This is a genomic window from Mesorhizobium sp. M0633 (genome assembly GCF_040320645.1).
Classification (GTDB): Bacteria; Pseudomonadota; Alphaproteobacteria; order Rhizobiales; family Rhizobiaceae; genus Mesorhizobium.
On the sequence record NZ_JAMYQC010000012.1, the window covers coordinates 135426 to 156587 of the forward strand.

Consider the following 21162-nt stretch of genomic DNA (forward strand, 5'->3'; position numbering starts at 1 on the left):
GTTCTGTTCCGGAACTGCATTATCTGGAGCGGAAAAGTAGAGGAAAAACTCATGCCCGCCGCCAATGAAAACGTGACCAAGGAAATCGTTATCGAGCGCCTGAAGACGGTCAATGGGCCGGATTTCACCGGCAATATCGTCGACCTCGGCCTGGTTTCCGAGATTTTCATTGCTGATGCCAAGGTGTTCTTTTCGATCACCGTTCCCGCTGCCCGTGCCCAGGAGATGGAACCGCTGCGTGCGGCGGCCGAACGTGTCGTCAAGGCGATCCCCGGTGTTGCCGGCGCCGTGGTCGCGCTGACGGCGGAAAAGAAGGGCGGCGGCATGGAGGCGCCGGTTCCGCAAAGACCGGCTCAGAGGCCCGCTCCGCCGGCCGCACCTGCGCGTCCCGCGCCGCAGGCGCCCGCCTCGCACAGCCAGGGCAAGCGCGGCGTACCCGGCATCGAAGCGATCATCGCCGTCGCTTCCGGCAAGGGCGGCGTCGGCAAGTCGACCACCGCCGTCAATATCGCCCTTGGGCTTGCCGCCAACGGGCTGCGGGTCGGGGTGCTCGATGCCGACATTTATGGCCCTTCCATGCCGCGTCTGCTCAACATTCGTGGCAGGCCTCAGACCGTCGACGGCAAGATCCTGAAGCCGATGCAGAATTATGGCCTCAAGGTCATGTCGATGGGCTTCCTCGTCGATGAGGAGACGCCGATGATCTGGCGCGGGCCGATGGTGATGTCGGCATTGACGCAGATGCTGCGCGAGGTCGAATGGGGACCGCTTGATGTGCTCGTCGTCGACATGCCGCCCGGCACCGGCGATGCCCAGCTGACCATGGCCCAACAGGTGCCGCTGGCCGGCGCCGTCATCGTCTCGACGCCACAGGACCTGGCCCTGATCGATGCGCGCAAAGGCCTCAACATGTTCAGAAAGGTCGACGTGCCGCTATTGGGTATCGTCGAAAACATGAGCTATTTTCTCGCCCCCGATACGGGAAAACGCTACGACATCTTCGGCCATGGCGGCGCCCGCCGCGAGGCCGAGCGTCTCGGCGTCACCTTCCTTGGCGAAGTGCCGCTCGAGATGGGCATCCGCGAAAGCTCCGATGCCGGCACGCCAGTGGTGGTCTCCAAGCCGGATGGCGCTGAGGCGAAAATCTATCGCGACATCGCCGCCAAGGTCTGGGACCGCGTCAATGAAGAGCGCGGCGCGGCCGAGGCTGCAGTGCCGAGCATCGTGTTCGAGTGATGCGGATGTCCCTCCCCAAGTGGGCCCCTTGAGGGGGAGGGTGGCCGGAAGGGTCAGGTAGGGTCCGCGGCGACGCGCTCCAACTTTTCCGGGATAGCGGGCTGACAAACCACGATCCCGTCTAGCGCGGAGGCAGATGTATGTCTTTCGTACCAAAGAGCGGATTCGGATGGCGCGTGCCCCTTGCCTGCTCCCGCGCGTTGTCATATCGATTTGTCATACAAATACGGAGACCACGATGGCAGGCGCCCCCACCCACAAGAAAAAATTTCGCTCGCAGGAGTGGTTCGACAATCCCGACAATCCGGGCATGACGGCACTCTATCTGGAGCGCTACCTGAATTACGGGCTGACGCGGGCCGAACTGATGTCCGGCAAGCCGCTGATCGGCATCGCCCAGACCGGCTCCGACCTGTCGCCCTGCAACCGCCATCACATCGAACTGGCCAAGCGCGTGCGCGAAGGTATCGTCTCGATGGGTGGCATCCCTTTCGAGTTCCCTTGCCACCCGATCCAGGAGACCGGCAAGCGGCCGACTGCTGCACTTGACCGCAACCTTGCCTATCTCAGCCTGGTAGAGGTGCTCTACGGCTATCCGCTCGACGGCGTGGTGCTCACCATCGGCTGCGACAAGACGACGCCGGCCATGCTGATGGCCGCGGCCACCGTCAACATTCCGGCTATCGCGCTTTCGGTCGGCCCGATGCTCAACGGCTGGCACAAGGGCAAGCGCACCGGCTCCGGCACCATCGTCTGGGAATCGCGCCAGCGCCTGTCGGCCGGCGAGATTGGCTATGACGAGTTCATGGATATCGTTGCCTCCTCGGCGCCGTCGACCGGCTATTGCAACACGATGGGTACCGCCACCACGATGAATTCGCTGGCCGAGGCGCTCGGCATGCAATTGCCGGGCTCGGCCGCTATCCCCGCCCCCTATCGCGAGCGCGGCCAGATCGCCTACGAGACCGGAAAGCGCATCGTCGACATGGTGCATGAGGATCTGAAGCCCTCCGACATCATGACCCGTAAGGCCTTCGAGAACGCCATCGTCGTCAACTCGGCGATCGGCGGCTCGACCAATGCGCCGATCCACCTCAACGCCATCGCCCGCCATCTCGGCGTGCCGCTCGACAATGACGATTGGCAGAAGGTCGGCCTCAACATACCGCTCATCGTCAATCTGCAGCCGACGGGCGAATATCTCGGCGAGGACTATCACCATGCCGGCGGCGTGCCGGCCGTGGTCGCCGAACTGATGAAGGGCGGCCTGCTGCCCTATCCGGAAGCCATGACAGCTAACGGCAAGACCATCGGCGACAATTGCAGCGGCGCCGTCAACGAGAACCTCGACGTCATCCGCACGGTTGCCGAGCCGCTGAAAGCCAATGCCGGCTTCATCAATCTCAAGGGCAATCTGTTCGATTCGGCGATCATGAAGACCAGCGGCATCTCGCCCGAATTCCGCGAGCGCTATCTGTCGAACCCGAAGGACCCCGAAGCCTTCGAGGGCAACGCCATGGTCTTCGACGGCCCCGAGGACTATCACGCCCGCATCGACGACCCGGCACAGGGAATTGACGAGCACACCATCCTGTTCATGCGCGGCGCCGGCCCGATCGGCTATCCCGGCGGCGCCGAAGTCGTCAACATGCAGCCGCCTGCCTATCTGATCAAAAAGGGCATCCACGCGCTGGCCTGTATCGGCGACGGTCGCCAGTCGGGCACGTCGGGCTCGCCGTCGATCCTCAACGCCTCGCCGGAAGCCGCCATCGGCGGCGGCCTGGCGCTGCTGAAGAGCGGCGACCGCGTCCGCATCGACCTGCGCAAGGGCACCGCCGACATCCTCGTCAGCGACGACGAGATCACGCGCCGCCGCGCCGAGCTGCAAAACAATGGCGGCTATCAGTATCCGAAGCACCAGACGCCCTGGCAGGAAATCCAGCGCGGCATGGTCGACCAGTTTTCCGAAGGCATGGTGCTGAAGCCGGCGGTGAAATACCAGGATGTGGCTCATACAAGCGGCGTGCCGAGGGACAATCACTGACCAGGGTCCGTCGCACGAGCCAGCCGCCGGTGCAGGCAATTTGCCGAGGTCAGCGCCAGGAGGGGTAGGGGTGGGGGTACATCGTAGAGCGAAAGCCTCGGCTTTCCACCTGCGATAGCCTGCCGTTAATGGGCAGAAATGCCCGGCACAGGGTTGGACGCGGTCATTTGTCAACAGCGATTGCTCCCGCGAGAACGGCAATGCTTGACAAGCGGGCGTGACAAATCCACGATCATCGCAAGGGGTGCATCGCGACGACCCCGTGAGGCGTCAGCCCAACGTTCGCGTCCAAGCTTCTCTTTCAAGGAGGTGGACGCCATGCCGTCAACAACCGCTATCACTGTATCGCAACTGTCCCGTCTGATTGGGCTGCCGGGTGCACCCGCAATCATCGACGTCCGCATCGATGATGACTACAACGCCGATCCGCGCCTGCTGCCGGGGTCGGATCGTCGTGATTTCAGGAGTGTCTCGAACTGGGCTGCCGACTTCGCCGGCAGGCAAGTGACAGTCGTCTGCCAACAGGGAAAAAAGCTCTCGCAAGGCGTGGCCGCATGGCTACGGCAGGAGGGCGTTGCCGCCGAATCGCTCGATGGCGGGTTTGAAGCGTGGCGCGATGCCAAGGGCCTTCTCGTTCACGCCGACAAGATACCGCCCGCCGATGCCAAGGGCCGCACCGTTTGGGTGACGCGTACGCGCCCGAAGGTCGACCGCATCGCCTGCCCCTGGCTGATCCGGCGCTTCATCGATCCTCACGCGGTCTTTCTCTTCGTCGAGCCGGCCGAAGTGGCGGCCGTCGCCGATCGCTTTCAGGCCATCCCTTTCGACATCGAGAACGTGTTCTGGAGCCACCGCGGCGAACGCTGCACCTTCGACACCATGATCGAGGAGTTCGGGCTCAAATCCGAAGCGCTCGATCGCCTGGCCACGATCATACGCGCTGCCGATACTGCGAGCCTCGATCTTGTTCCACAGGCGGCCGGGTTCCTGGCCGCCTCGCTTGGCCTGTCACGGATGTTTCGCGACGATCTGGAGCAGCTCGAGGCCGGCATGCTCCTTTACGATGCGTTTTTCCGCTGGTGCCGCGATGCCACCGAGGAGACGCATAACTGGCCGGTCGCCGGCGCAGTCAGTCTCGGCGCAGGCAAACCATCGTGAGCGCCGTCCTTTCGAAAAAGCCGGCGGAGATCCAGGAGCCCGCTGTGCCGAGCTTCCGGCAGGCCGTGAAGGTCTGGGCGAAAATCGGCGTGCTCAGCTTTGGCGGCCCGGCCGGGCAGATCGCGCTCATGCACAAGGAACTGGTCGAGGAACGGCGCTGGATCGGCGAACAGCGCTTTCTGCATGCGTTGAACTACTGCATGCTGCTCCCTGGCCCCGAGGCCCAGCAACTCGCCATCTATATCGGCTGGTTGCTGCACAAAACGGTCGGCGGCCTTGTTGCCGGCCTCCTCTTCGTCGTGCCGGGCGCGCTTGTCATGCTCGTCCTGAGCAGCCTCTATGCGCTCTATGGCGATGTACCACTCGTCGCGGCGCTGTTTTTCGGGGTCAAGGCGACCGTGCTCGCCATTGTCATCGAGGCGGTGATCCGGATCGGCAGACGCGCGCTGAAAAACCCGGTCATGGTGTCGATCGCACTCGCCGCCTTCATCGCCATCTACGCGTTGAACGTGCCGTTTCCGCTGATCGTGCTGCTTGCCGGGCTGGCAGGCTGGATCGGCAACCGTAGTGCGCCGGCAGTTTTTTCCGGCGCCTCGCATGGCAAGGGCGATGTTCCCGACATAAAGGGCGTGGTCGATCTGATGTTCGAGCGCGGTGAACTGACCCACGTCAGGCCGACACGATGGCACGCGCCGCGCACTTTGGCGATCTGGCTGCCGATCTGGCTGGGGCCTGTTCTGCTGGTCTGGGCTTTCACCGGCCCTGCCAGCGTTTGGACTCAAATCGGTGGCTTCTTCAGTGTCATGGCGGTCGTCACCTTCGGCGGCGCCTACGCAGCCCTTGCCTATGTCGCGCAGGCAGCGGTCGAGTACTTCGGCTGGCTGGCACCCGGTGAAATGGCCGACGGCCTCGGACTTGCCGAAACCACGCCGGGTCCGCTCATCCTGGTCTTGCAGTTCGTCGGCTTCGTTGCCGCGTTCCGCCAGCCGGGCTTGCTGGCGCCGCTGCTTGCCGGACTGTTTGGCGGGCTGTTCACGCTGTGGGCGACGTTTACCCCATGTTTCCTATGGATATTCCTTGGGGCGCCTTACATCGAAGCGCTGCGCGGCAACAAGGCGCTGTCGGCGGCGCTCGGTGCGATCACCGCCGCCGTCGTCGGCGTCATCATGAATCTCGCTCTATGGTTCGGCTTGCACGTTATCTTCGGCGAAGTGCGCAATGTCGGGCTTGGAATGGACGTGCCGGTGCTTTCATCGATAGACTGGCGCGCGGCGCTGCTTTCCTGTGCCTCGATGATCGCCATTCTGAAGCTGAAGATCGGTATGCTGCCGACGCTTGCCGGATCGGCGCTGGCCGGTGTCTTGTTGCTGGCGGCGAGCGGGTAACGCTCAGCCGCCCATTCTGCCGCGCGGCAGCTTGATCATATCGCCGAAGCGGGCGCGCAATTTGTCGTCGACCGGCTTTGGCACATGGCGCGGGAAGCGTTCGGCAAGCACGCGTTTCTTCTCGATGATCGCCCGCTGCAGGATATCGGGCCTGCCTTTCTCATTCCATTCCTTCGGCGAAAAGCGGTCGCCGACGGCCGGATAGAAATATTCGGTCTGCATCAGCCGCAGCGTCTGCTCGTTGCCGAGATAATGGCCCGGGCCCTTCAGGCAGACATCGGCAATCGTGTCGATCGACAGCGACTCGTCCGTCACTTCGATGCCGCGCACGCAGCGCAGGCAGTGGCCGAGCATGTCGTTGTCGATGATCAGGCTCTCAAGGCAAAAGCCGAGCAGCGAGGCGTGCATGCCGGCCGATTCGTAAACCAGGTTGAGGCCGGCAAGACCGGCCATCACGTCGGTTATGCCCTTTTCGTAGCCGGACTGAATATCAGGCAGTTTCGAATCTGTCATGCCGGCGGCCGAACCGCCCGGCAGGTCGTAAAATTGCGCCATCTGCGCGCAGGCCGCGGTCAGCACCGCCTGCTCGGCCGAACCGCCCGACATGGCGCCGGTCCGGAGATCCGAGACAAACGGCCAGGTACCGAAAATCGCCGGATGGCCTGGCTTGATGGCGTTGACGTAGATGAGGCCGACGAGGACTTCGGCGACCGCCTGCACCACGGCGCCGGCAATCGCCGCCGGTGCCGTCGCACCCGCCTGTCCTGCCGACAGCAGCAGGATCGGAATGCCGCCCTCGACGCAGGCTTCGAGAACGCCACAGGCGTCCTCGGCAAACTTCATCGGCGGCACGACGAAGCAGTTCGAATTGGAGACGAAAGGCCGCGCGCGAAAATTCTCTTCGCCGCCCGCGATCGCATAGAGCATGTCGAGCGCCGGCTTGACGTTCTCACGCACGGTAAACGAGGTGCCGACATGCTTCGACGTGCCCATGACGCAGGCGTAGAGCGTGTTGAAATCCATATCGAGCGGGTCGGGAATGTCGCGCGGCACCATCGGCCGCTGGAAGAAATGGATGTTGTCGAGCCCTTCGACCAGGCGCGCGGCATCGTAAATGTCCTGCAGCAGCGACTCGCGATACTCACGCTTTTCGACATCGACAAGATGCACCGCAGCACCGGCCGTGCCGTAGTGCACACGCTTGCCCTGGATCACCATGTCGTGCTTCGGATCCTGGCCGTGGAGGGTGAAATGCCGCGCCGCGTTCTTGATGGTGTCGAGCACAAGGCCGCGAGGAAACCGCAGGCGGCCGTCCTCACTGAAGGTCGCGCCGGCTTTGGTCAGCGCCTCGATGCAGGAGGGGATGGCGTTGGCGAAGCCGACCGTCTCCAGAAGGGTAAGCACGGCCTCGTGGATACGTTCGCAATCGCTGCCGCTGAGCGGGCTGTAGCTTCCGCCTTCGAGGCCGGCACGCACCGGCTTGACGTCGTCGGCAAGCGGTGCCGCCCGCATGGCGCGGCGCGCCTCGCGCCCGCCGGACCGCCGCGAACGCTGGTCTGCGGACACGTCCTGCTTCTCATGGGCCATTGGCATGAAGGCACTCCAACTTTAGCTGCGGAGCGGGCGCGGCGGTTGGTCCACCATCGGCCTGCTTCGTCCCCTCTATACAGCGACTATGCCGCCGGCATTGGCACAGCCTATGTGCCAGCCGGTCCCGTCGCATATGCCAAGGAGCTAAAGAACCGGAGCCGCACTACATGCGCCAGGCTCCGGTCGGGGAAGGGAGATCAGGCCGCTGCCGGCCTGCGTCCAGCTGCCGTCGCCAGTTCGCGGATGCCGGGTTCGATGTGCTGCAACGCGATCGAGGAAATGCCCAAGCGCATGAAACGCGATGGCTTTTCGGTGCGGTCGAAGAAGCGGTCGCCAGGCTCGATGATGACGCTCCGTGAGGCCGCGGCCTCCGCCAGCCCGCGCGAATCGGTGCCGCGCGGCCCCTCGAGCCAGAGCGACGTGCCGCCGGCCGAATCGGTCGAGCGCCACTCCGGCAGGAAGGCGGAAATCGCATGGACCAGACGCTTGCGCCTCTCGTCGAAGGCGCTCGACAGCCGCCGCACCAGCGCCTCGTGATGGCCGAGCGACAGGAACAATGCGACGGCGCGCTGGTTGTTCGCCGGCGGATGGCGCAGCATGAAGCGGCGTAGCGCCCGAAGCTCGGAGATCAGCCCGGCCGAGGCGACGATGTAGCCGAGCCTGAGGCCGGGAGCCAGCGTCTTCGACATCGAGCCGACATAGACGACGCGGCCGGAGCGATCGAGGCTCTTCAGCGCCTGCTGCGGCGCCTCGTCCAGGAGCTGGCTGTCATACCCATCCTCGATGATGATCTGGTTGTGCCGGTTGGCGCGCGCCAAAAGCTCCTGCCGCCGCTCTGCCGACAGCGGCACCATGGTCGGGCAATGGTGGCTGGGCGTGACGAAGACGAAGCCGGAATCATTGGGAATGGCCGAGGTTACGATGCCGGAGTGGTCGACCGGAACCGGCTGGATCTCGGCGCCGGCCAGCCGGAAGATCGAACGTGCATCGGGATAGCCCGGGTCCTCCATCGCCACCTTGGAGCCCTTGGTCATCAACAGCGTCGCCAGCATGTAAAGCGCGTTCTGCGCGCCCAACGTCACGATGATCTCGTCCGGATTGGCGAAGATGCCGCGTCGCGGCAGCAGCCGTGCCTGGATCTGCTCGATCAGGAGCGGATCGTCGCGGTCGACCATGTCGGATGCCCAGTTGCGGATTTCGAGCACCGCCAACGCCATGCGGTTGCACTCGCGCCATTCGGCGGTCGGGAACAGCGCCGGGTCGAATTGGCCATAGACGAAGGGGTATGACGACTTGATCCAGTTGTCGTGCTTGGCCGGCGGCGGCATGTCGCTCGCCGCGATCTGCCGACGCGCCTTCCAGTCGATCTCGTTGGCCTGGTCGGGCGCCTTCTGATGCGGCTTGGCCGGCGTCGCCAGCACTTCGGGATTGACGAAATGGCCGCGGCGCTCGCGCGCCACCAGGAAGCCCTGGTCGACCAGCTGCTGGAAAGCCAGCACCACGGTGCCGCGCGCCACGCCGAGTTTTTCGGCAAGAATCCGGCAGGACGGAAGCGGCATGGAAGCCGCGATCTGCCGGTCGAGGATGGCGGCGACGATCGCCTGGCGGATCTGCGCCTGCAGGGTCTGACCGGATTCCGCCGAAATCCGGAACAGGCCGGACCATATGGCCGTGTCGTTTCGCTGTGGCATGGGAGATGTTCCTCGATGGCCAGCTTTTTTCACTTGGCTGGACCAGTCGAATGTACCGGTGGCACAAGGTGTTGCGCCAATCAATTTTTCTGATCGCTGGGATTTATGCCAGTGATCCTTTGCGTCGGCCCGCGCAGCGCTGCGGCATCGCTGCGCATTGAAACAGATGGAATTCGACCCGATAGTTTGCCGCGACGACACGCGCCGGAAACATCCGGCCTGATAAGATGCATCTCAAGAGACCGGAGCGAAGCAGTGGATCAATCGTCCTTTCAAAAGCAGCTCGACGCATTGCGCGATCATCGTGCGGCCAAATCGGGCTCGATGCGCGAGGCTTTCGCTGCCGATCCGCAGCGCTTCGAGAAATTCTCCGCCAGTGACGGCGACCTGCTGCTCGACTGGTCGAAATGCGCGGTCGATGCGCGGACTATGGAGTTGCTGGAGAAGCTGGCTGAGGCCGCTGACCTCGAAGGCCGGCGCGACGCGATGTTTGCCGGCAAGAAGATCAACGTCACTGAAGGCCGTGCCGTGCTGCACACGGCGCTGCGCAACCTGACCGGCAAGGGCATCGTGCTCGACGGCCAGGACGTGAAGGCGGAAGTCCTTGCCGTACTCGACGCGATGGGTGCCTTCGCCGACGCGGTGCGTTCCGGCAAGGCGGCCGGCGCGACCGGCAAGAAAATCACCGACATCGTCAACATCGGCATCGGCGGCTCCGATCTCGGCCCGGCCATGGCGACGCTGGCGCTGGCGCCCTATCATGACGGGCCGCGCGCGCATTACGTATCCAATATCGACGGTGCCCATATCCACGACACGCTGAAGGGTCTTTCCGCCGAAACCACCCTGTTCATCATCGCCTCCAAGACCTTCACCACGGTCGAGACGATGACCAATGCCGAAACCGCGCGCAGATGGGTCGAGAAGGCGCTCGGCAAGGAAGCGGTCGGCAAGCATTTCGCCGCCGTCTCGACGGCGCTCGACCTGGTCGCCAAATTCGGCATCGCGCCCGATCGCGTCTTCGGCTTCTGGGACTGGGTCGGCGGCCGCTATTCCGTCTGGGGTGCGATCGGTCTGCCGGTGATGATTGCCATCGGCCCGAAGGATTTTCGCGCCTTTCTCGACGGCGCCCATGAGATGGACGAGCATTTCCGCACCGCGCCGCTGGCGAAGAACCTGCCGGCGCTGATGGGGCTGATTGGCTGGTGGCACCGCGTGATCTGCAAATACCCCGCTCGCGCCGTCATCCCCTACGATCAGCGTCTGTCCAGGCTGCCGGCCTATCTGCAGCAGCTCGACATGGAATCGAACGGCAAGAGCGTCACCCTGGACGGCGGCGCTGTAACGACGCCGACCGGCCCGCTGGTCTGGGGCGAGCCCGGCACCAATGGCCAGCATGCCTTCTTCCAACTTCTGCATCAGGGCACCGATTTCATTCCGGTCGAATTCCTTGCCGCTGCCGTCGGCCACGAGCCGGAACTGAAGCATCACCACGACCTTCTGCTTGCCAATTGCCTGGCGCAGTCGGAAGCCTTCATGAAGGGCCGCACGCTTGAGGAAGCCCGAGCACAGATGCTGGCGAAAGGCATGAAGCCGGCCGATGTCGACAGGATTGCTCCGCACCGCGTCTTCTCCGGCGACCGCCCCTCGGTGACGATCCTCTACAGGAAACTCGACCCCCACACGTTCGGACGGCTGATTGCGCTGTACGAACACCGCGTCTTCGTCGAAGGCACGCTGTTCAACATCAACTCCTTCGACCAGTGGGGCGTCGAGCTCGGCAAGGAACTGGCGACCGGGCTGCTGCCCGTCGTTGAAGGCAAGGAGAACGCCGCAAAGCGGGATGCCTCGACTGCCGGACTGGTGGAATACATCCACCGCTTGCGCGGCCCGGAGTGAAAAGCTTGGCGGACATTAAGGGAATATTGTTCGACAAGGACGGCACGCTCGTGGATTTCAACGCGACATGGCTGGGCATCGCCGACTTCATGGCGATGGATGCGGCCGAAGGCGATCGGTGGAAAGCAGACAGGCTGCTTGCGGCGGCGGGCTTCGACTTCGCCACCAAGCGCTTCAAGCCGGATTCGATTTTTGCCTCCGGTACCAACATGGACGTCGTCGAGCTGTGGTTTCCACGGCTGTCCGACGAGGACCAGATGCTTGCCGTCGCCCGCTTCAACGCCATCACTTCGGCGCAAGGATCGGCAATGGCGGTGGCGCTGCCGGGTGTGGTCGAGACGCTTGGGCTGCTTCACAGAAAATCCTACCGGCTTGGCGTCGCCACCAACGACTCGACCAGCGGCGCGGAAAAAACCTTGGTCACGCTGGGCGTCGCGCAGCTTTTCGACGCCGCCTATGGTTACGATGCGGTGGCCAATCCAAAACCGGCGCCGGATACGATCCTTGCCTTCTCGGACCTGACAGGGCTCAGGCCGGCGGCGATCGCAATGGTCGGCGACAATCGCCACGATCTGGAAATGGCGCGCGCCGGCGGCTGTGGCCTGGCGATTGGCGTGCTGTCCGGCACCGGCACACGTGAATCGCTGTCGCAGATCGCAGACGTCATCCTCGATTCAGTTGCCGATCTGCCCGATTTTCTAGCGGCGCGGGTCAGCGAGACAGTCTAGACTCGCAGCTAGCTGGTCCGAACGAGAACACGCCGCTCGGTTTCATCGCCGCATTCCTGCCTTCGCCGACATCCGGCACCTCGTATTCGGCCAGCAGGCGAAGCCGCGAGCGGGGCAGATAGGCGCGGCCCGGATCGCCGATCAGCACGGCGATGCCGGCTGCAAGGCAGCGGTCGAGGAAAGAAATGGCCCGGCCAGCAAGATCATGGGCGTAAAACAGGTCGCCGACCACCACGACATCCACCGGTGGCGGCGGACCGCTGGTGATGTCTTCGCCAATGATCATGATAGCGACGCCGTTCGCAGTCGCGTTGAGGCCGAGCGCAACCACACCATTGCGATCGATCTCGGCCGCGACGACCGCGCTTGCCCCGGCTTTTGCCGCTGCAATGCCGACGAGACCCGAACCGGCGCCGAGGTCGAGCACGCGACGGCCGGCCACGGTCTTCGGCCGGTCGAATATGTAGCGGGCGAGCACCGCGCCGCCGGCCCAGACATAGGCCCAGTACGGTGGCTCCGGTTCAGGTCCGTCTTCTTCGGTCGCATGTTGGTTCCATTCGAGAAGCCGCCTGAGCCCGCTTCCCGGATGGGCGGTGTAAAGCCGAATTTCGGGAAGCGCGGGCACGGGGGCGATCCGCATGTTCGCCCGGATGAACTCTGCCGGGTCCGGGCGCGAACCTATACTCACGGCGTTGGCGCCGGCGATGCAATCGCTCAAGCTGCGCCTAGCCCCGCAACGCCCGTCGCAGGATCTTGCCGACCGGTGTCTTCGGCAACTCGGTGCGGAACTCAATATACCTGGGACGCTTGTAGCCGGTCAGGTTCTCGCGGCAATAAGCCGTCAGCATGTCGGCGGTCAGTGCCGGGTCCTTCTTGACGACGAACAGCTTCGGCACTTCACCCGAATGCTCGTCCGGCACGCCGATCGCCGCCACTTCGAGTACGCCTGGATGCTGCGCCACCACTTCCTCGAGTTCGTTCGGATAGACGTTGAAGCCGGAAACCAGGATCATGTCCTTCTTGCGGTCGACGATCTTGGTGTAGCCAAGCTCGTCCATGAAGCCCATGTCGCCCGATTTGAAGAAGCCGTCCTCGGTCATCACCTTGGCGGTCTCGTCCGGCCGGTTCCAGTAGCCGGCCATCACCTGCGGTCCGCGGATGCAGATTTCGCCGACTTCGCCGAGCGGCAAATTGTTGCCGTCGTCGTCGCGGATGGCGATCTCGGTCGAGGGCAGCGGCAGGCCGATCGTGCCGGTGTAAACGCCGTCGCTGAATTTGTTGATGGTTGTCCCCGGCGAGGTCTCGGTGAGCCCGTAGGCCTCGCTGATCGGGCAGCCGGTCAGCGCCTTCCAGCGTTCGGCGATGGCCCTCTGCACCGGCATGCCGCCACCCAGCGTCAGGATCAGCGGCTTGAAATCGAGCTTGCGAAAATCCTCATTATTGAGCAGCGCATTGAACAGCGTGTTGAGGCCCGGAAAGATGTGGATCGGGTATTTCTGCAGCTCCTTGACGAAGCCGGGAATGTCGCGCGGATTGGGGATGAGGACATTCTGCGCGCCTTGCTGCATGCCTACCAGCACGTTCGCCGTCAGCGCAAAAATGTGATAGAGCGGCAGCGCGCAGAGGAAGTTCAGATGCGCCGGCTTCGGCTTGACGGTAAAAGCGTCTTCGGCCCACAGCGCGTTCTGCGCGACGTTCGCCAAAATGTTGCTGTGCAAAAGCATCGCGCCCTTGGAGATGCCGGTCGTGCCGCCCGTGTATTGCAGGAAGGCGATGTCGTCGGCCGCGACCTTTGCGGGCCTGAAGGCCATGCCGGTGCCGGCCTTCAGCGCGGCGTTGAACTTGACATGGCCGGGCAGCGACCATGCCGGCACCATCTTCTTGACGCGGCGTACAACGAAGTTGACGATCATTCCCTTGAGCCCGCCGAGCATGTCGCCCATCGAGGCGACCACGACATGCTTGACTGCGGTCCTGGCGATCACCGCCTGCAGGGTGCAGGCAAAATTTTCGAGGATGACAATGGCTTGAGCGCCGGAATCCTTGAGCTGGTGCTCCAGCTCGCGCGGCGTGTAGAGCGGATTGATGTTGACCACGACATAGCCGGCGCGAAGCACTGCCATAATCGCCACCGGATATTGCAGCACATTCGGCATCATCAGGGCGACGCGCGCGCCCTTCTGCAGCCCCGTTGATTGCAGATAGGCGCCGAAGGCGGCCGACTGTCGCTCGAGGTCGGCATAGGTGATCGATTTGCCCATGCAGACGAAGGCCGGCCGATTCGCAAACTGCTTGCACACGGCGACGAGAAAGTCGCCGATCGAACTGGAGGGCAGGTCGCCAATCTCGGCCGGCACGATCTTTGGGTAACTCTGGAGCCACGGTTTTTCAGGCAGGCCAGCGGCCAGTGCGGTGATCGCCCTCGGTAATCTCTTGGCCGGACCTGCCGGCGGTCGTGGCGCTGTCGGCACTGCCTTCGCCGCCGGCTTGGCGGCAGATTTTGCAGCAGGCGCAGTCTTGCCGGTTGCCGGTTTAGCAGCCGTTCCAGCCGTGGTCTTCGCCGCCGGCTTCGCGCTTGCCTTCGCGGTAGCCGTCGGCTTGGCGGCGGCCGCTTTTGGCTTGACCGCTTTCGATGTTGCCTCGGCCTTTGCTTTCGCCGCGTTGGTTGTCTTTGCCGGTTTTGCCACCTGTCGCTCCCTCAATCGTTCTTATTGGTTCGGCATGCTTGCGCGCCACCACCGCCCTGATCAACAAAGATATCCCACCGCTTGCCGCAATATCCGGAACCTGGGAAAATCCGGCACGCTGCCCATCTATCTATGTATTGCCACAAGCGGCGGCCGTGCAAGCCTCGCCACCTGGAGTGCGGTAAGACTTGCCGTCAAACCTCTTGGCCGCGACCGGTTTTCGGACGCGCATCTCTTGAACCGAACGGCTCGATTCCCCCAATCGGCGGCATTACCGATCAACAAAAAATTGAAGTCGCTAATAATGTCGTGACCTGCGGATTCGGCTCGTTTTTTCCACAATTTGCCGCGTGCCGAAAATTTTTTCTGCTTCCCGTGGGTTAGGCAAACAAGCAGTTCCAAAGCTAGAAAAACGGTGCTTATATGCGGCCTTCGCGAGCCTGACAGAGGGGCTTGGAAGAACATCAGGGAGTGCTCAATGAAAAAGAAACTGACTTTTGCAGCCGCGTTGCTGGCTGCAAGCGTCCTCGGCGGCGTGGCCAATGCAAAACAACTGGTCTATTGCTCGGAGGCATCGCCGGCCGGCTTCGACCCGTCGCCATGGAGCGGCGGCAACGACTTCGACGCTTCGTCGCGCACCATCTATTCGCGCCTGGTCGAGTTCGAGCATGGCAAGACCACCATCTCGCCCGGCCTGGCCGAGAGCTGGACGGTTTCCGACGACGGTCTCGAATACACCTTCAAGCTTCGCCCGGGTGTGAAATTCCAGACGACCGATTATTTCACGCCGACGCGCGACCTCAACGCCGACGACGTGATCTTTTCCTTCGAACGCCAGTGGAAGAAAGAAAGCCCGTGGTACAGCTATCTGGAAGGCACCGGCTGGGAATATTTCACCGGCATGGGCTTCCCCGATCTCCTGAAGGAAATCGTCAAGGTCGACGACCTGACGGTGAAATTCGTGCTGAACAAGCCTGAAGTCGCGTTCCTGCCGGACCTCGGCATGGATTTCGCCTCGATCGTTTCCAAGGAATATGCCGACCAGCTCGACAAGGCCGGCACCAGGCAGCAGTTCACCCAGAGGCCGGTCGGCACTGGTCCGTTCCAGTTCGTCGACTATCAGGTCGATGCGGTCGTGCGCTATGCAGCATGGGACGGCTACTATGGCGGCCGCCAGAAGATCGATGATCTGATCTTCGCCATCACGCCCGACCCCGCCGTGCGCGCGCAGAAGCTGAAGGCGGGCGAATGCGATATCATGTCATACCCGGCGCCGGCCGACATTGCCGGACTGCAGGCCGACGCGAACCTCAAGGTCGACGAGCAGGAAGGCCTGAACATCGGCTACATGGCTTACAACACGACGCAGCCGCCCTTCGACAAGGTCGAGGTCCGCAAGGCCCTCAACATGGCGGTAAACAAGAAGGCGATCATCGACGCGGTCTATCAGGGCGCCGGTGCGCCGGCCATCAACCCGATCCCGCCGACCATGTGGTCCTATAACAAGGACATCAAGGACGATCCCTATGATCCGGAGGCGGCCAAGAAGATGCTGGCCGATGCAGGCGTCAAGGATCTGTCGATGAAGATCTGGGCTATGCCGGTCAGCCGCCCCTACAACCCGAACGCCCAGCGCGTCGCCGAGTTGATCCAGGCCGACTATGCCGCCGTCGGGGTCAAGGCGGAGATCGTCAGTTACGAATGGACCGAGTATCGCCAGCGCGGCAAGGCTAAGGATCGCGATGGCGCCTTCCAACTGGGGTGGACCGGTGACAATGGCGATCCGGACAACTTCTTTTTCCTGCTCGGTTGCGATGCCATCGGCCAGTCCAATTATGCGATCTGGTGCAACCAGGAATTCGAAGCCCTGCTGAAAAAAGGCAAGGCGACGACGGACGTCGCTGAGCGCACCAAGATCTACGAGGAAGCTCAGGTGGTGTTCAAGCGTGAGGCTCCGTGGCTGACCATCGCCCACTCCAAGGTCTTCATGCCGATGAACAAGAAGGTGTCGGGCTTCGTTATGGACCCGCTCGGCATTCATCGGTTTGACGGCGTCGACGTCACCGAATAAGTCCTGAGAAATTGAACGGCGGCGCTGGACTTCCCGCGCCGCCGTTCTATGAAGCAAGATGCTCCGTTATCTCCTCCACAAGCTCGCTTTGATCATCCCGACCGTGTTCGGCATATCGCTGGCGGCGTTCGCTTTCGTCCGGCTTCTGCCCGGCGATCCTATCCTGGCCCTGGCGGGCGAGCGCGGCGTCAGCCCCGAGCGCTACGCCCAGCTCATCGAGCAGTTTGGCTACAACCGGCCCTATGTCATCCAATACCTGGAATATATCGGCAGGGTTCTGACCGGCGATTTCGGCATATCCATTGCCACTAAGCGGCCAGTGCTCGGCGAATTCCAGGCGCTGTTTCCGGCCACGCTGGAACTGGCGACGGTGGCGTTGATCATCGCCGTCCTGCTTGGCATCCCCGCCGGCATTTTCGCCGCGGTCAAGCGCGGCTCCTGGTTCGACCAGGCGACGATGGGTGTCGCCCTGACCGGCTATTCGATGCCGATCTTCTGGTGGGGGCTGCTGCTCATTATCTTCTTCTCCGGCTATCTCGGCTGGACGCCGGTTTCCGGCCGTATCGGCCTGCAGTATTTCTTCAGGCCGACGACCGGGTTCATGCTCATCGACAGCCTGATCTCCGGCAGGAGCGGCGCTTTCAAATCTGCCGTCAGCCATTTGATCCTGCCGTCGATCGTGCTGGCGACGATCCCGCTTGCCGTCATAGCGCGCCAGACGCGCTCGGCGATGCTCGAGGTGCTGGGCGAGGACTATGTCCGCACCGCGCGCGCCAAGGGCCTGGCGCCGCGCCGCGTCATCGGTCTGCACGCTTTTCGCAACGCGCTGATCCCGGTAGTCACCACCATTGGACTGCAGGTCGGCACCTTGATGGCGGGCGCCATTCTGACCGAGACCATTTTTTCCTGGCCGGGCATCGGCAAATGGATGATCGATGCCATCGGCAAGCGCGACTATGTCGTCGTCCAGAGCGGATTGCTGATCATCGCGCTGATCGTCATGGCGGTGAACCTGATCGTCGACGTGCTCTACGCCGTCATCAATCCGCGCATCCGGGTGCAGTGAGATGACCGACGAATCCGCCGCCGAAGCTACCGCCGCCTCCATCCCGACAGGCGGCAGGCAACGGGCTTTCGCCGAGTTCTGGCACTACTTCTCGATGAACACCGGCGCGGTCATCGGCCTTGTCGTGTTTTCGGCGCTGGTGCTGGTGGCGATCTTTGCGCCGTTCGTCGCCCCACATTCGCCCGACGAGCAGTTTCGCGATGCGCTGCTGGCACCCCCTGCCTGGCAGGAAGGCGGCAAATCGATGTTCCTGCTCGGCACCGACGCGGTCGGCCGCGACATGCTTTCACGGTTGATCTTCGGGGCGCGTTTCTCGCTGTTCATCGGCCTGGTGGTCGTTGTCTTCTCGCTCACCAGCGGCATCGTGCTTGGCGTGCTCGCCGGCTATTTCCGCGGCTGGGTCGACACGCTGATCATGCGCATCATGGATATCATCCTGGCCTTCCCGTCGCTGCTTCTGGCGCTGGTGCTGGTGGCGATCCTTGGCCCCGGCCTTTTCAATGCCATGCTGGCGATCGCGCTGGTGCTGCAGCCGCATTTTGCGCGCCTCACCCGCGCCGCCGTGATGGCCGAAAAGAACCGCGAATATGTCATCTCCGCCAAGGTGGCTGGTGCCGGTCATCTTCGCTTGATGGTGAGGACGATCCTGCCGAACTGCCTGGCACCGCTGATCGTGCAGGCGACGTTGTCCTTCTCCAACGCTATTCTCGAGGCTGCGGCGCTCGGCTTCCTCGGTGTCGGTGCGCAGCCGCCGACGCCGGAATGGGGCACGATGCTCGCCTCGGCGCGCGAGTTCATCCTGCGCGCGCCTTGGGTGGTGACCTTCCCCGGCCTTGCTATTCTGATCACTGTGCTTGCCATCAATCTGATCGGCGATGGCTTGCGCGATGCTTTCGATCCCAAGCTGAAGAGGTCATAATCCAATGCCTCTTCTCGAGATCAAGAACCTGACCGTTTCCTTCGACACCGCCGCTGGACCATTCATGGCGGTACAAGGCATCGACCTGTCGGTCGAACCGCGCGAGGTGCTGGCGATCGTCGGCGAATCCGGTTCGGGCAAGTCGGTGGCGATGCTGGCGGTGATGGGGCTTTTGCCCAACACCGCGACGGTGAGGGCCGACCGCATGGCCTTCGACGGCATCGACCTGCTCAAGCTCGGCCCATCCGAGCGGCGCAAGATCGTCGGCAAGGACATTTCGATGATCTTCCAGGAGCCGGTCGCCAGCCTCAACCCGTGCTTCACCGTCGGCTTCCAGATCGAGGAGGTGCTGCGCTTCCATATGGGCATGGACCGCGCCCAGCGCCGGGCGCGTGCCATCGAATTGATGAAGTTGGTCGGCATCGCCGACCCCGAGGAACGGCTGGGCTCCTTCCCGCACCAGATGTCGGGTGGTCAGTGTCAGCGCGTCATGATCGCCATCGCCATCGCCTGCAATCCCAAGCTTTTGATCGCCGACGAGCCAACCACGGCGCTCGACGTCACCATCCAGAAGCAGATCCTCGATCTGCTGGTCGGCCTGCAGGCCAAATATGGCATGGGCCTGATCATGATCACCCACAATATGGGGGTGGTTGCCGAGACCGCCGACCGTGTCATCGTCCAGTACAAGGGCCGCAAGATGGAAGAGGCCGACGTGCTGTCGCTGTTCGAGTCCCCCAAGAGCAACTACACGCGCGCGCTCCTGTCGGCACTGCCCGAAAACGCCGTCGGCGACCGGTTGCCTACTGTTTCCGACATGCTGTTTGAGCCGGCCCCATCTGTAGTCGCAGCCCGGTCCGCAGGAGGAACCGCCTCATGAGCGTGACCGTAGTCGAAGGCAAGAACATCGTGCGCGACTATCATGTCGGTGGCGGGCTTTTCCGCCCCTCCCGTACGGTTCATGCGGTCAAGGGTGTTTCGTTCAGCGTCGACAAGGGCAAGACGCTGGCCATCGTCGGCGAGAGCGGCTGCGGCAAGTCAACACTCGCCCGCATCATCACCCTGATCGACCCGGCGACCTCCGGCGAGCTTTTCATCGACGGCAAGAAGGTAGACATCGGCAGGAACGGCCTGTCGAAGGAAATGCGCCGCAAGGTCCAGATCGTCTTCCAGAACCCTTATGGTTCGCTCAATCCACGCCAGAAGATCGGCGACGTGCTTGGCGAGCCGCTGCTCATCAATACCGACAGCACGGCCGACGAGCGGCGCGATCTTGCCATGAAGATGCTAAAGAAGGTCGGTCTCGGCCCCGAGCACTTTAATCGCTACCCGCATATGTTTTCGGGCGGCCAGCGCCAGCGGATCGCCATCGCCCGCGCGCTGATGCTCAACCCCAGCCTTCTGGTGCTGGACGAGCCGGTCTCGGCACTTGATCTTTCGGTGCAGGCGCAGGTGCTGAACCTGCTCGCCGACCTGCAGGACGAGTTTCAGCTAACCTATGTTTTCATCAGCCACGACCTGTCGGTGGTGCGCTACATCGCCGACGACGTGATGGTAATGTACTTCGGCGAAGCGGTCGAATACGGCTCGCGCGACGAGGTCTTCGCCGACCCCAAGCACAGCTACACCAGGACGCTGTTCGCGGCGACGCCGCGTGCCGACGTTGCCAGCATCAAGGCACGGTTGGCCAAGAAGAAGGCCGCCTGATCCGGCGAGGTTTGCCGGCCGGTTACCGCTTCTCGATCCCCGGAATGCCGGAGATCTGCTCGGCGAGAAAGTCGACCAGCAGCCGCACCCGGGCAATGCCCGCACGCTCCGGAACGATCAGCATGCTCAGCGGGACGGGAGGCGGAAAATAGCCCGGCAGGACCACTTCCAGCCGGTCGGCCGCCAGAAGATCGTCGACAAGCCAGTGGTGGGCGGGTGCGATGCCGCGTCCGGCGACAAGGGCTTGGCGCGCAGCAAGCCCATGGTCGACCAGAAATCTGCCGCCAAAGGGCACCGCAAAGGTCTCGCCGCCCGGCCCCTGCAAGGTGAGCGTGTCGCTTCCCGCGATGTTCGACATCCGGATGCCTTCATGGCCAGGCAGATCCTGCGGGACAGCCGGTCTGCCCCGCGCCGCCAGATAGGCCGGCGCCGCCACCAGCAGACGCCGGGATTGCCCGAGCGCCCGCAGTTTCATTGAGCTGTCGGTGAGCGGGCCGAGGCGAAGCGCGATGTCGACGCCCTCCCGCACAAGGTTGATGCGCTCGTCGGTAAGGCTGAGATCGATGCCGATGTAGGGATAGCGGTCCTGAAAGGCGAAGATCAGCCGGCTGACATGTAAGACCCCGAGCGCCGCCGTGCAGGATATCCGGATCGTGCCGGCCGACGCGCCGCGCGTGCCCCGCGCCTCATCGCCGGCCTGCTCGACGAGGCGCAGGATCTGGACGCTGTCGGCATAGTAACGGCTGCCTTCATCGGTCATCGTGACGCGCCGGGTGGTCCTGCTGAGCAAGGGCACTCCGACGGCCTCCTCGAGTTCTCGCAAATGCCGTGTGACCGTCGACTGCCCAACTCCGAGCTCGCGCGCCACCGCCGAGAGGCTGCCGCGCTCGGCGACGCGAACGAAGGTGCGCATGCGCTCAAGGGTGACGTCCGATCTATCCATTATTCGGCATTATCTTATACATTTCCTACATATAGTGG

At 63.2% G+C, this 21162-nt stretch carries 17 protein-coding genes; 12 read left to right on the plus strand and 5 right to left on the minus strand.

Translation table 11 applies throughout. The features are described 5' to 3' along the window. The first annotated feature begins 51 nt into the window (after window positions 1-51). The 4 genes from NKI47_RS15490 (at window position 52) to chrA (ending at window position 5823) form a co-directional block, all read left to right on the plus strand. Complete coding sequence (locus NKI47_RS15490; RefSeq protein ID WP_352577477.1) at window positions 52-1236, plus strand: Mrp/NBP35 family ATP-binding protein; 1185 nt, start codon at window positions 52-54, stop codon at window positions 1234-1236. A 238-nt stretch (window positions 1237-1474) separates the two neighbouring features. Then, on the plus strand, window positions 1475-3280 hold the full coding sequence (locus NKI47_RS15495; protein ID WP_352591229.1) for an IlvD/Edd family dehydratase: 1806 nt from the start codon (window positions 1475-1477) through the stop codon (window positions 3278-3280). Window positions 3281-3598: 318 nt separating this feature from the next. Continuing rightward, window positions 3599-4438: a chromate resistance protein ChrB domain-containing protein gene (locus NKI47_RS15500; protein WP_352591232.1), complete on the plus strand. Its 840-nt coding sequence runs from the start codon at window positions 3599-3601 to the stop codon at window positions 4436-4438. Beyond that, window positions 4435-5823: a chromate efflux transporter gene (chrA, locus tag NKI47_RS15505; RefSeq protein ID WP_352591235.1), complete on the plus strand. Its 1389-nt coding sequence runs from the start codon at window positions 4435-4437 to the stop codon at window positions 5821-5823. The genes NKI47_RS15500 and chrA overlap by 4 nt, the downstream gene beginning before the upstream one ends. Before the next feature lie 3 nt (window positions 5824-5826). On the opposite strand, the gene NKI47_RS15510 is transcribed toward chrA, so the two are convergent. Together NKI47_RS15510 and pdxR are read right to left on the minus strand one after the other, a co-directional pair. Further along, on the minus strand, window positions 5827-7416 hold the full coding sequence (locus NKI47_RS15510) for a trimethylamine methyltransferase family protein (protein ID WP_352455053.1): 1590 nt from the start codon (window positions 7414-7416) through the stop codon (window positions 5827-5829). Window positions 7417-7610: 194 nt separating this feature from the next. Then, window positions 7611-9104: a MocR-like pyridoxine biosynthesis transcription factor PdxR gene (gene pdxR / locus NKI47_RS15515; RefSeq protein ID WP_023676815.1), complete on the minus strand. Its 1494-nt coding sequence runs from the start codon at window positions 9102-9104 to the stop codon at window positions 7611-7613. A gap of 255 nt (window positions 9105-9359) precedes the next feature. On the opposite strand from pdxR, the gene pgi reads away from it, so the two are divergent. Continuing rightward, window positions 9360-11003, plus strand: a complete 1644-nt coding sequence (pgi, locus tag NKI47_RS15520; RefSeq protein WP_352591237.1) for a glucose-6-phosphate isomerase — start codon at window positions 9360-9362, stop codon at window positions 11001-11003. Window positions 11004-11008: 5 nt separating this feature from the next. Then, entirely contained in the window at window positions 11009-11731 is a 723-nt protein-coding gene (locus NKI47_RS15525; protein ID WP_352591240.1) for an HAD family hydrolase, read from the plus strand. Here the strand turns inward: NKI47_RS15525 and NKI47_RS15530 are convergent. Further along, the gene (locus NKI47_RS15530) at window positions 11715-12371 is read right to left on the minus strand and encodes a class I SAM-dependent methyltransferase (protein ID WP_352591243.1); all 657 of its coding nucleotides are present in this window, start codon (window positions 12369-12371) and stop codon (window positions 11715-11717) included. The genes NKI47_RS15525 and NKI47_RS15530 overlap by 17 nt on opposite strands. Before the next feature lie 85 nt (window positions 12372-12456). Further along, window positions 12457-14088 carry a long-chain-fatty-acid--CoA ligase gene (locus NKI47_RS15535; protein ID WP_352591246.1) on the minus strand — a complete coding sequence of 544 codons (1632 nt, stop codon included), beginning with the start codon at window positions 14086-14088 and terminating at the stop codon, window positions 12457-12459. 55 nt (window positions 14089-14143) lie between these two features. Here NKI47_RS15535 and NKI47_RS15540 point away from each other — a divergent pair, with 55 nt between their 5' ends. The 6 genes from NKI47_RS15540 to NKI47_RS15565 all read left to right on the plus strand — a co-directional run bounded on the left by NKI47_RS15540 (window position 14144) and on the right by NKI47_RS15565 (window position 20181). Continuing rightward, window positions 14144-14731 (plus strand): hypothetical protein, encoded by a 588-nt coding sequence (locus NKI47_RS15540; protein WP_352591249.1) that lies wholly within the window; start codon window positions 14144-14146, stop codon window positions 14729-14731. Window positions 14732-14896: 165 nt separating this feature from the next. Beyond that, window positions 14897-16489 (plus strand): ABC transporter substrate-binding protein, encoded by a 1593-nt coding sequence (locus NKI47_RS15545; protein WP_352591252.1) that lies wholly within the window; start codon window positions 14897-14899, stop codon window positions 16487-16489. A gap of 58 nt (window positions 16490-16547) precedes the next feature. Beyond that, window positions 16548-17555: an ABC transporter permease subunit gene (locus tag NKI47_RS15550; protein ID WP_023676822.1), complete on the plus strand. Its 1008-nt coding sequence runs from the start codon at window positions 16548-16550 to the stop codon at window positions 17553-17555. Window position 17556: 1 nt separating this feature from the next. Next, on the plus strand, window positions 17557-18474 hold the full coding sequence (locus NKI47_RS15555) for an ABC transporter permease subunit (RefSeq protein WP_023676823.1): 918 nt from the start codon (window positions 17557-17559) through the stop codon (window positions 18472-18474). 4 nt (window positions 18475-18478) lie between these two features. Further along, complete coding sequence (locus NKI47_RS15560) at window positions 18479-19354, plus strand: ABC transporter ATP-binding protein (RefSeq protein ID WP_023676824.1); 876 nt, start codon at window positions 18479-18481, stop codon at window positions 19352-19354. Then, window positions 19351-20181, plus strand: coding sequence for a dipeptide ABC transporter ATP-binding protein (locus NKI47_RS15565; protein WP_023676825.1), 831 nt, complete (start codon window positions 19351-19353; stop codon window positions 20179-20181). Before NKI47_RS15560 ends, NKI47_RS15565 begins: the two co-directional genes overlap by 4 nt. Before the next feature lie 22 nt (window positions 20182-20203). On the opposite strand, the gene NKI47_RS15570 is transcribed toward NKI47_RS15565, so the two are convergent. After that, on the minus strand, window positions 20204-21124 hold the full coding sequence (locus NKI47_RS15570) for a LysR family transcriptional regulator (RefSeq protein WP_352591255.1): 921 nt from the start codon (window positions 21122-21124) through the stop codon (window positions 20204-20206). Between the last annotated feature and the right edge of the window lie 38 nt (window positions 21125-21162).